The sequence below is a fragment of the Aeromonas sp. MdU4 genome, assembly GCF_041929505.1.
Taxonomy (GTDB): Bacteria; Pseudomonadota; Gammaproteobacteria; order Enterobacterales; family Aeromonadaceae; genus Aeromonas.
In genome coordinates, this window is record NZ_JBHFMW010000018.1 from 20,152 (window position 1) to 33,353 (window position 13,202).

Consider the following 13,202-nt stretch of genomic DNA (forward strand, 5'->3'; position numbering starts at 1 on the left):
GCACGTTCAAGAATAACCCATTCAGGACACACTATCATGAATACCCTGTTTCAGCCGTATCGCCTTAATGACACTCTGACCCTGGCCAACCGCTTCATGATGGCCCCGCTCACCCGCTGCATGGCCGGCCCCGGTCTGGTGCCGACCGAGCAGATGGCTGCCTATTACGGCCGCCGTGCCGACATCGGCCTGATTGTCTCCGAAGCTGTCATCATCCGCCCCGATGCGCAGGGCTACCCCAATACCCCGGGCCTCTTCACCCAGGCGCAGATCGATGGCTGGAAGAAAGTGACCAGCGCCGTGCACGCCAAGGGCGGCAAGATCTTCGCCCAGCTGTGGCACGTCGGCCGCCTCTCCCACCCCTTCTTCCATCAGGCTGAAGTGCTGGCCCCCTCTGCCGTGGCGCACGAGGGCACAGTGCCCCGCATGCGCGAGCTGACCTATCAGGTGCCGCGCGCCCTGACCGAAGCCGAAATCGCCCAGCTGGTACAGGATTACGCCCAAGCCGGTGCCAACGCCATCGAGGCAGGCTTTGACGGGGTGGAGATCCATGGTGCCAACGGCTACCTGATCGACCAGTTCCTGCACCACTCCACCAACCTGCGCACCGACAATTACGGTGGCAGCCCGGAAAATATGAGCCGCTTCGCGCTGGAAGTGGTGGATGCCATCAGCGCCCGCATTGGCGGTGATCGGGTTGGCCTGCGCCTATCCCCCGGTGCCTATGTCCATCTGGCGGGCAGCCCGGAAGATCGCGCCGTGTTCGACTACCTGCTGGGCAAGCTGAACGATCGCCCGCTGGCCTATATCCACCTCGGCATCTTCGATGACAACCTCACCTTCGATTATCTGGGTGGCCGCGCCTCCGACTATCTGCGCGCCCACTACAAGGGCAATCTGGTCGGGGTGGGCAACTACGACGCCGAGCGCGCCGCTGCGGCCATCGAGGCCAACCGCTTCGATCTGGTGGCCATCGGTCGTCCGCTTATCGCCAACCCGGACTACCTCACCAAGGTGAAGAAGGGTGAAGCGCTGGTGCCCTACGCCGACACCATGCTGGCTGAGCTGGTATAACCACACCGCCATCGCCAGACGACAGGCAATAAAAAACGAGGGGAGCTGTTGCTCCCCTCGTGCTATCTGTCTGGCGTTACAGCCCTGATGCGGTTGTTCCGCTAATCAGTTGGTTCTGGACTCAGTTTGTTCTAAACAGGGCCTCGATGGAGAGCCCCTGGCTCAGCAGGATCTCCCGCAGACGGCGCAGCCCCTCGACCTGGATCTGGCGTACCCGCTCGCGGGTCAGGCCAATCTCGGCCCCCACATCCTCAAGGGTGGCTGGCTCGTAACCCAGCAAGCCGAACCGGCGAGCCAGTACTTCCCGCTGCTTGGGATTGAGCTCTTCCAGCCAGTGGACGATGCTGGCGCGCATGTCGTCATCCTGAGATTCCAGCTCGGGCCCCATGCCGCGCTCGTCGGAGAGCACATCCAGCAGCGCCTTGTCGCGATCGCCACCGATGGGGGTATCCACCGAGGTGATCTTCTCGTTGAGCTTGAGCATGCGATTCACGTCGTCCACCGAACGATCCAGCGCGAAGGCGATATCCTCGGCGGTCGGTTCATGATCGAGACGATGAGAGAGCTCGCGCGCAGTGCGCAGGTAAACGTTCAACTCCTTGACCACATGAATGGGCAGACGGATGGTGCGGGTCTGGTTCATGATGGCCCGCTCAATGGTCTGGCGGATCCACCAGGTGGCATAAGTAGAGAAACGGAAGCCGCGCTCGGGGTCGAACTTCTCGACCGCGCGGATAAGACCGAGGTTGCCCTCTTCGATAAGATCCAGCAGCACCAGGCCGCGGTTGTTGTAGCGACGGGCGATTTTAACCACCAGTCGCAGGTTGGACTCGATCATGCGCTTGCGGGCTGCTTTGTCACCCCGCAAGGCACGACGGGCGTAGTAGACTTCCTCTTCGGCAGTGAGCAGGGGAGAAAAACCTATCTCTCCCAGATAGAGTTGCGTGGCATCCATCACCTTGTTCAGTTCCGGTGCCAGCAACTCATCGGAGATACTCTCTTCCGCCTCGGCGGTGACCTCCTGCAACTCTTCTACTTCTTCGTCTTCGTGGGACTCGGATTCAGCGTCAAACTCTAACTCTGCATCCTGCATTACCAGCTGTTCTTGGCTCATGGTGTGTCTCCCTGACGTTACCAGATTCCAGGTCCCGGATTAAACCGGGGTTAACGCTTTGGCAAATAGCTCATCGGGTTAATCGACTTGCCTCTATACCGGATCTCGAAATGCAATCGCACATCCGGCGCGTCCGTGCTCCCCATGTTGGCAATGACCGAGCCCCCCTTGACGCTGTCCCCTTCCTTCACCCGCAACTCGTCGTTGTGTGCGTAGGCGGAGAGATAGTCATCATCATGCTTGAGGATGATCAGCTTGCCATACCCCCTTAAAGCGCTACCGGCGTATACCACTTTACCGCTGCTGGCGGCGTAGACGGGTTGCCCCTTCTGCCCGGCTATGTCGATACCCTTGTTACCCTGTTCTGCAACAGAGAACCCCTCGACGATCCGGCCTTTTGCAGGCCAGTGCCAAGCAAGTCTCGACTGGGAGTTGTTTGTTTTTTGTTCTTGAGTCTGAGCGTATTCCTTCGGTGCCGCCGCAGCAACGGATTTTTGAGAGATGAATGGCGTGGTCTGACCAGATCCGCTCGGTTCCGCCAAAGGACGCAGTCCGCTGCTGGGTCGGGTGGTCGTGGTCTGAACCGGAACCGGCGTCACCGGACGGGTCGCGGCTACCATTTGGCTACTGCTACCAGTTGTCTGGACGTTGAGTACCTGACCCGGCTGCAGGGCGTAGGGGGCGCTCAGATTATTGCTCTGGGCCAACACCTGCGGGGTCATGCCGAACTGACGACCAATGCTGCTCAGGGTATCGCCACGGCGTACCTGATAGGTGCTGGCACTTCTGCTGCTGGTGACCGTAGAACCGGATGCATCGAGCCGCAGCTGCTGTCCCGGGTAGATGTTGTAGGGCGGGCTGATGTTATTGAGGCTGGCCAGCGAGGGGACATCGTTACCCGAATTGAAGGCGATGGAGTAGAGGGTATCACCCCGCTTCACCACATAGTTGCCACCCTGAATGGGGGCGCTAACCTGGGCCCCACTCTGGCGCACCGGAATGGTCGAAACGAAGGGAGCATCACCCACGCCATCCACCGGAGCTGCATTTTTACTAGAGGAGCAGGCAAGCAGCAGCCATGAAAGAACGACGACACCGCTTCCTTGCCAAATACGCGCACGCATAATGGATCCTTAACGACTAAACCAGAAATAGGCCACGACGGCCAGACCAATACAGAGCCAACCCAGCACATCCACATAGTGCATCAGTTTGCGTTCCATCTTCTCGCCGCCCCAGCGCATCAGGCCCGCAACCAGGAAAAAGCGCATGCCACGACCGATAAGCGAGGTGATGATGAAGGGCAGCAGAGCCATTTGCAACAGCCCCGCCGTCACGGTAAACACCTTGTAAGGGATGGGAGTAAAGCTGGCAATAAAAATGACCCAGATACCCCACTGTTCAAACCAGTGGCGAGCGATGGCAATCTTGCCATCATAACCAACCGAAGCCACCAGCGGCTGTACCACCGGATCCCACAGGGCATAGCCAAGGGCGTAACCGAACAGCGCCCCCAACACCGAAAAGGTCGTTGCCAACCCGGCGTAGTGCCACGCTTTGTGCGGTTTGCCGAGCGCCATTGGCGCCAGCATCACATCGACCGGGATGGGCCAGAAGACGGATTCAATAAAGGCGGTGATGGAGAGATACCAGGGAGCGTATTTATGGCGCGCCCACTGCATTACCAATACATACAAACGGGAAAACAACTTCACTCAACATCTCCGTCGATCAGGGGAACAAAGCGCACCGGTTCCAGAATCCGGCTGGTCAGCTGGGAGCCGGAGCGTTCAATCAGTTGCAGGGTCTGCTGGCTGTCACCCACCGGCAATACCAGTCGCCCCCCTTCAGCCAGCTGATCGGTCAGTGCCGTCGGGATCTCGCTCGCCGCAGCCGTCACCAGAATGGCGTCATAAGGCCCCTTGTTGGGCCACCCCAACCAGCCGTTGCCGTGCTTGGCCGAGACATTGTGCAGATCGAGCTGGCGCAGTCGGCGCCGGGCCTGGAACTGCAGCGACTTGATCCGCTCAACGGTATACACATGCTCCACCAGGTGGGCGAGGATCGCCGTCTGGTAACCGGAGCCAGTGCCAATCTCCAGCACGTGGGCCGGATTATTTTGCATCAGCAACTCAGTCATTCGCGCCACCATGTAGGGCTGCGAAATGGTCTGACCGTGGCCAATGGGCAAGGCGGTGTTGTCCCATGCCTTGTGGGCCATGGCCTCGTCCACGAACAGCTGGCGCGGCACTTTCGCGATGGTCGCCAGCACGCGAAAATCGCGAATATCCTGCGCAATGAGCTGATTTAACAGGCGCTGTACTATCACACCACCCTCATCCCTGCAGATCTAACCAGGCTCCCAGACCGGCGAGACTGTCATAGGCAGTCATGTCGATGGTCAGGGGAGTAATCGAGACATAACCCTGCGCGATGGCAGCAAAATCGGTGCCTTCTCCGGCATCTTGCTGACTGCCGGGAGGGCCGATCCAGTAGATGGGCTGACCACGAGGATCCTCGGCGCGGATCACCGACTCCGCCCGATGGCGATTGCCAAGGCGAGTCACCTTGATCCCCTTGATCTGCTCGAGGGGCAAATCCGGCACATTGACGTTGAGGATCTGATCGGCAGGCAGGGGGTGTTTCATCAGCCCCGTTACCAGCAGGGCCGCATAGTGGGCCGCCGTAGCGAAGTGGGTCTTGCCCACCAGCGAAATAGCAATGGAGGGGTAGCCAAGATGGCGACCCTCGGTGGCCGCGGCGACCGTTCCCGAGTAGATGACATCATCCCCCAGGTTGGCGCCGTGGTTGATACCGGCCACCACCATGTCCGGCTCCGGGCGTACCAGCTCGTTGACCGCCAAATGCACGCAGTCGGTCGGCGTGCCCTTCACCGCATAGTAACCGCTTTGGGCAATGTGTGTGACCCGCAGCGGCACTTCCAGCGTCAGAGAGTGACTCGCACCGCTACGGTTGCGATCCGGCGCCACCACAATGACCTCGCCGCAGGCGCACAGCGCCTCGCTGAGGGCTCGAATGCCCTCGGCATGCACACCATCATCATTACTGACCAGAATTCGCATCGGTCTGATTCCTGAAACCATGATCGGCCTCTTCGGCCAGCATTAACTCGCGCACCACGCTGGTAGCAAACGCACCCGCAGGCAAGAAGAAGGAGAGGGTCAGTACCCCGCCATCCAGCTGCCAGCTCATCTGCTCCGGCTTGAGTAGCAGCGGACGGCGATCCTGATCCAGCCCGGCTTTCTCCAGCCCATCACACCACTCGGCGTAAGGGGCCAGTACAGCCTGTTCAAATTCGGCAGCAGCCCCCTGACTGGCCAGACGGCCACGACCCCACTGGGGGGCGGTGAGCTGCACGTCGCCGGAGGCAAGACGCGCTTCCAACTCGGGAGTCAGCCCCTCTTCGCTAAAGATGGAGTGGCTGCCCTTGAGCATCACGCAATCACCGGCCAGCAGCTGATGGGCCAAGCCTTGTTCGATGCGGGCGCTGACAATGGCGTTGAACAGCATGCTGCGCGCGGCAGAGAGGTAGAGAGAGCGCTTGTTGCGATCCTTGATCCGCTTGCCGGCAAACATCGCCTTGGCTGCTTCCAGGTTGTTACCATCTCGGCCGAAGCGCTGCTCGCCGTAGTAGTTGGGCACGCCCTGGGCGGCGATGGCCTGCAGGCGGGACTCCAGCCCATCGGCCAGCTCCAGACCGGTGAGACGCAGGGTGAAGTAATTGCCTTTGAGGTAGCCGACCCGCAATTTGCGGTTGTGACGCTTGGCTTGCAGGATCTGGATGCTGTCGCTCTCGATGACCGACAAGTCCGGTTCGGCCTTGCCTGGCAGATGGATGCCAAACCACTGCTCGGTCACCGCGTGGCGATCTTTCAGGCCCGCCCAGGTCACCGCATTGCGGTTGACCCCGGCCGCATCGGCCAGCAGGCCCGCCACCCAGGCGGTGTTCTCGCCGGTTTTGCGCACCCGGACGAAGATGTGCTCCCCTTCCCCGCAGGGTTCGAAGCCGAGATCTTCATTGACCACGAAGTCGGCGGCCTCGGCCTTGAGGATACCGCGGGCGGTAGGCGCCCCGTGCAGATAGGCAAGTTGTTCCAGCATTATTGTTTCACCAGTAGGACGACGGCTTCGGTGGCGATCCCTTCCTTGCGCCCCGTAAACCCAAGCTGTTCGGTGGTGGTCGCCTTGACGTTCACCCGGTTCAAATCACATTGCAGATCGGCGGCCAACACGGCGCACATGGCGTCGATATGGGGCGCCATCTTGGGCGCCTGAGCGATGATGGTCACATCCAGATTGCCGATGGCATAACCCGCTTGCTGTACCCGGGCAAAGACATCACGCAGCAGGATGCGGCTGTCGATACCCTTGAATTCGGCGGCGGTATCGGGGAAGTGGCGACCGATGTCACCGGCGCCGATGGCACCCAGCAGGGCATCGCTCACCGCGTGCAGCACTACGTCACCATCAGAGTGGGCGATCAATCCCTGTTCGTAGGGAACCGGTACCCCGCCCAGCATGCAGGGGCCAACCCCACCAAATTTGTGTACGTCAAAACCATGTCCAATCCGGATCATGCTCGCTCCTTGTTCGGCCTGTCTGTTCAGACCTGTCTGTTCTGATAGGTGGGCTTATGCCTGCTGGCTTAAAAACAGTCCCGCCAAAGAGAGATCCTCCGGCCGGGTCACCTTGATATTGTCGGCACGCCCCTCCACCATCCGCACCACAAAACCGGCGCGCTCCATGGCGGAGGCCTCATCGGTAATGGTGGCTCCGAGCGCCAGCCCCTCCTCCAATGCCCGCTTGAGTGGGCCGGTGGGGAACATTTGCGGCGTCAGGGCATGCCAGAGCTGTTCGCGCTCGACGGTGGCAATGATATTGCCGGCCGCATCGGAGCGCTTCATGGTGTCGCGCACCCGGCTGCCGAGGATGGCGCCGTCGCTCGCCATGGCGGTGGCAATCAGGGCGTCGAGATCGCCGTGAGTCAGACAGGGGCGGGCCGCATCGTGCACCAGCACCCACTCCCCTTGCGCCACATGGAGGGCATTGAGGACGGAAAAGGCGCGCTCGGCGCCCCCCTCGACCCGCAGGATCCGCGCATCCTGCGCCACCAGAAGGGTATCAAACCAGCGGTCATGAGGTGCCAGTGCCACGATCACCTGTACGATGGCGGGGTGTGTGAGCAGCCGCTCCAGGGTGTGCTCGAGAATGGTCTTACCCGCCAATAACAGATACTGTTTGGGACAGTCAGCCCCCATCCGGCTGCCAATACCGGCAGCAGGCACAATCGCCGTTAGGGCTGGAGTGCGGTTCGCATCAGTCATCGTAAGGGGCATCCGCTGGCACATTCTCTTTTTCTTTCTCTTTGGGAATGATCCGGTAGAAGGTCTCACCCTGCTTGATATAGCCCAGATCGTTGCGCGACAGCTCTTCGATGGCCTCAAGGCCAGAGGTGAGATCATCGATCTCGCGATAAATCAGGTCGTTGCGATCCTTGAGGCTCTGGTTGTCCCGCTGCTGCTGCGAGATGGCCTCCGACAGACTCTGATAGTCGGACAGCCCGTTCTTCCCCAGCCAGAGGTCATATTGCAGACCTCCCAGCAGGAGGATCAGGATCAGGGTGAATAGGCGCATGCACTAGGTCTCCTTCAAGCGGCCTAGTGTCCCATATTCGGTGCCAAGACAAAAGAAAGCCAACACCCGGGAACGACCAGCCAAACATAAAAAAGTGCCCAAGAGTGAATCAGATAGCACAAAGCCCCGCCAAAACGGTGCAAGGATAGCCAACAAAGGCAAACCTCGACCGGGGCGGGGCTAATTGTGACAGCGCTGAACGGGTTATCCGTTAACGGTGAGCGGTTCTCCCTCCAGTTCGGCAGGGGTGTTGTACTCCTCCTCGGCCTCGCGGAAACGCTCCAGCATCGCTTTTGATGGCGCCTCACCCAACAGACTGCCCGCCACAATAGCGATACAGGCAAACAGGAAGCCCGGGATGATCTCGTAAAGCCCCAGCCAACCGAACTGCTTCCAGACGATGACGGTAATGGCCGCGACCAGCATGCCCGCCAGCGCACCATTGCGGGTCATCCGCGGCCAGAGCACCGAGAGCAGCACCACCGGGCCGAACGCGGCACCAAAACCGGCCCAGGCATAGCTCACCAGCCCAAGCACCCGGTTCTCCGGATTCATGGCAACGGCGATGGCGATCAGAGCGATAGCCAGCACCATCAGCCGACCCACCCACACCAGTTCACGCTGGGAGGCATTCTTGCGCAGGAACGGCTTGTAGAGATCCTCGGTGATGGCGCTGGAGCAGACCAGCAGCTGGCAACTGAGGGTACTCATCACCGCAGCCAGAATGGCGGAGAGCAGCACACCGGCAATCCAGGGGTTGAACAGGATCTTGGAGAGCTCGATAAAGACCCGCTCCGGGTTGCCAGTCACGCCGCCCGCCACTTCCGGGAAACGGGCGAAGTAGGCCAGGCCAAAGAAACCGATGGCCACCGCGCCAGCGAGACAGAACACCATCCAGGTCATGCTGATGCGACGGGCATTGGCCATGGAGTGGTGGGAGTCGGCCGCCATGAAGCGGGCCAGAATATGGGGCTGACCGAAGTAGCCAAGGCCCCAGGCCATCAGGGAGATGATGGCGATGAAATCCAGATTCTTGAACAGGTCGAGGTTGCTGGCGCTCTTGGCCGCTACCTCGATCATGGCGCTGTCCACCCCGCCCACGGCGATGATGACGAACACCGGGGTGAGGATCAGGGCGAAGATCATCAGGGTCGCCTGCACCGTATCGGTCCAGCTCACCGCGAGGAAACCGCCGAAGAAGGTGTAGGTGATGGTGGCGGCCGCACCGACCCAGAGGGCGGTGTTGTAATCCATGCCGAAGGTGCTCTCGAACAGACGGGCACCGGCCACCACGCCAGAGGCGCAATAGATGGTGAAGAAGAGCAGGATCACCAGCGCCGAGAGGATGCGCAGTACCTTGCTGTGATCTTCAAAGCGGTAGGTGAAGTAGTCCGGCAGGGTCAGGGCGTTGCGGTTCTTCTCGGTATGAACGCGCAGGCGGCCAGCCACCCAGCGCCAGTTGAGGTAGGCCCCGATGACCAGACCGATGGCGATCCAGCTCTCGGAGATGCCGCTGATGAAGATGGCGCCGGGCAAGCCCATCAGCAGCCATCCGCTCATGTCGGAGGCGCCGGCGGAGAGGGCGGTGACCCAGCTCCCCATCCGGCGGCCGCCAAGGATGTAGTCGTCAAAGTTGCGGGTGGCGCGATAGGCAACAAAGCCGATCAATACCATCCCGAGGATGTACACCAGAAAGGTGATTAACATGGGTGTGCTGGCTGTCATGCAAAGCTCCGTTTTGTGTCATGTTTTGCCCGCTCTGATGACGGGCTCGTCCCTAAAAAACCGGCCTAGCTTAATCAGCCATTCGCGCCAGCTCAATCATTTTTAACAGCCACGAAACACAATAAAAACCTTTGCGCATCAAATCATCTTCTGCATCAAGAGGATGGAACCAGATATCCTGCCGTGACGATCACTGCCGCCCCGGCGCTATTGAGCGTTATGTTTTCACATTTTGTTACTATCCATTTTTTACATGGACCCGCCCCCCTCCTACACTCGACGCCTTGCATCACCACACAAACCAAAAGCCTGCATTATGTCCTCACATTTGTCACAACTGCGTACCCTCGCCCGCCGTCTCCATCCGGTAGAAGAGTCGGGCCATCTCGTCAGAAGAGCCAAGTATGTGGGCCGCCTCTGGCTCAACCCGGGGGCCCGCGCCCTCTATCGCCAGCAACAGGAGCAGCCGTTGCTGGCGCAGGCGATCAGCCGCTTCCCCGACATTCTGGAAAAGCCGATCCACCCCTATCGCCACAAAGGGCTGCGCAAGGGGCTGCGCGCCGGGCTGATCAGCGGCCACTACCAGCAGCTGGCACGGGCGCTACCCGAAGCGCAGCAACAGGCGATCTACAGCAAGAGCGGCTTGCAGCTCGCCAGCTGGCAGAGCGACAAGCTGACAGCACCGCTCACCCTGCTACTCGACTATCAAACCCATATGGCCAAGGAGGGGGAGATGAGCCTGACCCTCAAGCTGGGTGACGTCGAACTCTATCACATGGCCCTCAATCTGCGGCCAGCCCCCACACCCACCCTCGAGCTCTGTTCATTGCAGGGGGGCAAGGGGCTTAGCGAAGAGATCAAGCTGGTCACCAAGGCATGTGGCGGATTGCGGCCCATGTCACTGCTGGTCTATATGGCCGCCGAACTGGCCCAGGGGCTGGCCTGCCAGCAACTGCTGGGGATCCGGACCCAAAGCCACGTCTACCAGTCCAGCAAGCGCACCGCCAGCCGGGTCAAGTTCGATCTGGATGGTCTGTGGCAAGAGCATCAGGGCGCCGTCATGGATGAACTCTGGATGAGCCTGCCGCTGCAGATACCACGCAAGACGCTGGAGGAGATCCCCTCCCGCAAGCGGGCCAGCTACAAGGTGCGTTACCAGATGCTCGATCAGCTTGGCAGCGAGCTGCAGGCAAATCTGCTGCGAAGCTGAGTCAACCCGGCAGAAACAAAAAGGGCGAACAGCATGCTGTTCGCCCTTTTTGATGATCACATTACCAATTAGCGGTTGATCGCCATCGGCATACCGTTGCGCTGTTCCAGAGCCTGCTTGACCAGCTGGGAGTCGCTGTCGGCGTGAGCAATGAAACGAGTGACCGCTGGCGTCATCGGCAGCGGCGCTGGCAGGCTGGAGTTGAACTCCTCCTCGCTGCGCGAAAGCGGCTGATGCACTTCCAGATAGCGGTGGCCATTGGGCTCGAGAGATGCCTTGATTGGCTGGTTGACGAACTGGACACGTGTGCCGACCGGCACCTGCTTGAACAGGTACTCGATATCTTCGTTACGCAGACGCACACAGCCGTGACTCACCCGCAGACCGATACCGAAGTTGGCGTTGGTGCCGTGGATGGCGTACATCTTACCGATGTAGAGGGCAAACAGACCCATGGGGTTGTCCGGGCCAGCTGGCCATACCGCAGGCAGGCTCTCGCCACGGGCGGCATATTCGGCATGCATCTTGGCGGTCGGGGTCCAGGTCGGGCCCGCTTTCTTGCGCTGCACGCTGGTCACCCAGTTTTCCGGGGTATCGGTGCCGAGCTGGCCGATGCCGATGGGCAGCACTTCCACCACTTTTTTACCCTTGGGATAGTAGTAGAGGCGCATCTCGGCCACGTTGAGCACCACCCCTTCCCGCGGAGCATCCGGCAGGATCAGCTGTTGGGGGATCACCAGCTTCTCGCCGGTCTGTACCAGCAGGGGATCTGCATCGGGGTTGGCTTCGGTCATGTTGGTAAGCCCCAGCTGGAATTTCGCCGCAATGGCCTCCAGCGGTTGGCCGTTCTCTTCGGCCGGAACCACATATTCCAGATTTTCCCCCACCAGACGGCTATTGGCCGCAGGCAGAGCATATTCAACAGCGAAAACCGGCGCAGCGGTCAGCAGCAGGCTGTAGCAGAGTGTTGCCACACTATTGCGAAGGAGCTTCATAACTTTCCCATGATGATGACTTGAAGTGACATCTCTGAGCTGGCAGCTGATCAGACGGGGATCAGGGGCGCGAAGAGAAGGCCGCCATTTTTCTCCTCTGCACGCCAAATTTCAACTGACAAGTGGTGACGGGTCGATGATTAATATGTGGATTTCCCCGCCGACTTGCGCCGTCAAATGCCTCCGCTTATTCGCTTCGCCAGCCACGCATATCGTAACCCGTTGGGGATTGATGCAACCGCAGATGAAATTGCTCAATGATGGCAAATATATGGTCAAAAATATCGGCCTGGATCCCTTCGTAATCGGCCCAGGCGGTGGTTGCGGTAAAGCAGTAAATTTCCAGCGGCAAGCCGTCAGAGGTGGGGGCCAGCTGGCGCACCATCAGTGTCATGTCTTTGCGAATACCGGAGTGGGCACGCAGATAGGCATCCAGATAGGCGCGCAGGGTGCCGAGGTTGGTGAGGTGACGACCATTGATGGGGCAGCTCAAGGCATCGCTCAGCTGCTGGTTGTAACTGCTCAGCTCATGCTCCTTGCGACTGAGATAAGGAGCCAACAGCTGGGCCTGTTTGAGCTGCAACTGCTCATCGGCAGTCAGGAAACGCACACTGGTCATGTCGATATTGACGCTGCGCTTGATGCGGCGGCCACCCGATTCGGTCATCCCCTGCCAGTTCTTGAAAGAATCCGAGATCAGGGCGTAGGTGGGGATAGTGGTGATGGTCTTGTCCCAATTTGACACTTTGACCGTGGTAAGCCCGATATCGGTCACTTCGCCATCGGCGCCATATTTATCCATCTGCAGCCAGTCACCGACACTCAACATCCGGTTGGCGGAGAGCTGGATCCCCGCTACCAGCCCGAGGATGGGGTCCTTGAACACCAGCATCAGCACCGCGGTCATGGCCCCCAGACCGCTGAACAGGAACAGCGGTGACTTGCCGAGCAGCAGGGCAATCATCAGGATGCCGACCAGAATGCTGCCCACCAGTTTGGCCCCCTGGAAGATGCCACGCAGAGGCAGATCCCGGCCCAGCCGAGTGTAACGACTCACCGACAGCAAGCAGTCGAGCAGGGCGAAGAAGGCCAGCAGCAGGAACAGCAAAATCCAGAGCTGGGCCACCAGCTCGATAAGTTTGAGACTATCCGATTGACGCGGCAGCCAGATCTCCGCCTGCCCGAGCAGCACGGCCCCCTGCAAGACGAAGGCGAGCCGGTTGAAGAGGCGCTGTTGCAGCTGGGGTGGCAACCACACCTGCTTGGCCTTGCCGAGGATCCCCACCAGCCGCACCAATAGAACGCGGTGCAACATCATGTGCAGCAGCAACGAGGTGACGATGATAAAGCCCAATGCGATCACCAGCGCCATCAGGCTGGTTACTTCCACCCCGAGGCCAGACAACCAGTTAAAAAATGCCTCTTTCAT

14 protein-coding genes are annotated in these 13,202 nt (G+C 60.0%); 2 read left to right on the plus strand and 12 right to left on the minus strand.

Features of this window, described 5'->3' with window-relative positions; all coding sequences use genetic code 11:
* Positions 1-36 precede the first annotated feature (36 nt).
* A complete protein-coding gene (locus ACE1BR_RS09370) occupies positions 37-1,074 on the plus strand; it encodes an alkene reductase (protein ID WP_374869609.1) in 1,038 nt (345 codons plus the stop codon).
* Positions 1,075-1,195: 121 nt separating this feature from the next.
* On the opposite strand, the gene rpoS is transcribed toward ACE1BR_RS09370, so the two are convergent.
* From rpoS to putP, 10 genes are all read right to left on the minus strand, one after another.
* Positions 1,196-2,188, minus strand: coding sequence for an RNA polymerase sigma factor RpoS (rpoS, locus tag ACE1BR_RS09375; protein ID WP_374869611.1), 993 nt, complete (start codon positions 2,186-2,188; stop codon positions 1,196-1,198).
* Positions 2,189-2,238: 50 nt separating this feature from the next.
* Positions 2,239-3,312: a peptidoglycan DD-metalloendopeptidase family protein gene (locus ACE1BR_RS09380; protein WP_374869613.1), complete on the minus strand. Its 1,074-nt coding sequence runs from the start codon at positions 3,310-3,312 to the stop codon at positions 2,239-2,241.
* A 9-nt stretch (positions 3,313-3,321) separates the two neighbouring features.
* Positions 3,322-3,903 carry a YqaA family protein gene (locus ACE1BR_RS09385; RefSeq protein ID WP_374869615.1) on the minus strand — a complete coding sequence of 194 codons (582 nt, stop codon included), beginning with the start codon at positions 3,901-3,903 and terminating at the stop codon, positions 3,322-3,324.
* Positions 3,900-4,517, minus strand: a complete 618-nt coding sequence (locus ACE1BR_RS09390) for a protein-L-isoaspartate(D-aspartate) O-methyltransferase (protein ID WP_005335507.1) — start codon at positions 4,515-4,517, stop codon at positions 3,900-3,902. Before ACE1BR_RS09390 ends, ACE1BR_RS09385 begins: the two co-directional genes overlap by 4 nt.
* Positions 4,518-4,524: 7 nt before the next feature.
* Positions 4,525-5,271: a 5'/3'-nucleotidase SurE gene (gene surE, locus ACE1BR_RS09395; RefSeq protein WP_374869617.1), complete on the minus strand. Its 747-nt coding sequence runs from the start codon at positions 5,269-5,271 to the stop codon at positions 4,525-4,527.
* Entirely contained in the window at positions 5,252-6,310 is a 1,059-nt protein-coding gene (gene truD / locus ACE1BR_RS09400; RefSeq protein ID WP_374869619.1) for a tRNA pseudouridine(13) synthase TruD, read from the minus strand. Before truD ends, surE begins: the two co-directional genes overlap by 20 nt.
* Positions 6,310-6,786, minus strand: coding sequence for a 2-C-methyl-D-erythritol 2,4-cyclodiphosphate synthase (ispF, locus tag ACE1BR_RS09405; RefSeq protein WP_374869621.1), 477 nt, complete (start codon positions 6,784-6,786; stop codon positions 6,310-6,312). The genes truD and ispF overlap by 1 nt, the downstream gene beginning before the upstream one ends.
* A 54-nt stretch (positions 6,787-6,840) precedes the next feature.
* A complete protein-coding gene (ispD, locus tag ACE1BR_RS09410; RefSeq protein ID WP_374869623.1) occupies positions 6,841-7,533 on the minus strand; it encodes a 2-C-methyl-D-erythritol 4-phosphate cytidylyltransferase in 693 nt (230 codons plus the stop codon).
* On the minus strand, positions 7,526-7,843 hold the full coding sequence (gene ftsB / locus ACE1BR_RS09415; protein WP_203132727.1) for a cell division protein FtsB: 318 nt from the start codon (positions 7,841-7,843) through the stop codon (positions 7,526-7,528). The genes ispD and ftsB overlap by 8 nt, the downstream gene beginning before the upstream one ends.
* A 204-nt stretch (positions 7,844-8,047) precedes the next feature.
* Positions 8,048-9,568 carry a sodium/proline symporter PutP gene (gene putP / locus ACE1BR_RS09420; protein ID WP_374869625.1) on the minus strand — a complete coding sequence of 507 codons (1,521 nt, stop codon included), beginning with the start codon at positions 9,566-9,568 and terminating at the stop codon, positions 8,048-8,050.
* A gap of 316 nt (positions 9,569-9,884) precedes the next feature.
* Here putP and ACE1BR_RS09425 point away from each other — a divergent pair, with 316 nt between their 5' ends.
* The gene (locus ACE1BR_RS09425) at positions 9,885-10,778 is read left to right on the plus strand and encodes a VirK/YbjX family protein (RefSeq protein WP_374869627.1); all 894 of its coding nucleotides are present in this window, start codon (positions 9,885-9,887) and stop codon (positions 10,776-10,778) included.
* A 68-nt stretch (positions 10,779-10,846) separates the two neighbouring features.
* On the opposite strand, the gene ACE1BR_RS09430 is transcribed toward ACE1BR_RS09425, so the two are convergent.
* Both ACE1BR_RS09430 and ACE1BR_RS09435 read right to left on the minus strand, forming a co-directional pair.
* Entirely contained in the window at positions 10,847-11,773 is a 927-nt protein-coding gene (locus ACE1BR_RS09430; RefSeq protein ID WP_374869629.1) for a L,D-transpeptidase family protein, read from the minus strand.
* 187 nt (positions 11,774-11,960) lie between these two features.
* Positions 11,961-13,202 carry a mechanosensitive ion channel family protein gene (locus ACE1BR_RS09435; protein ID WP_374869631.1) on the minus strand — a complete coding sequence of 414 codons (1,242 nt, stop codon included), beginning with the start codon at positions 13,200-13,202 and terminating at the stop codon, positions 11,961-11,963.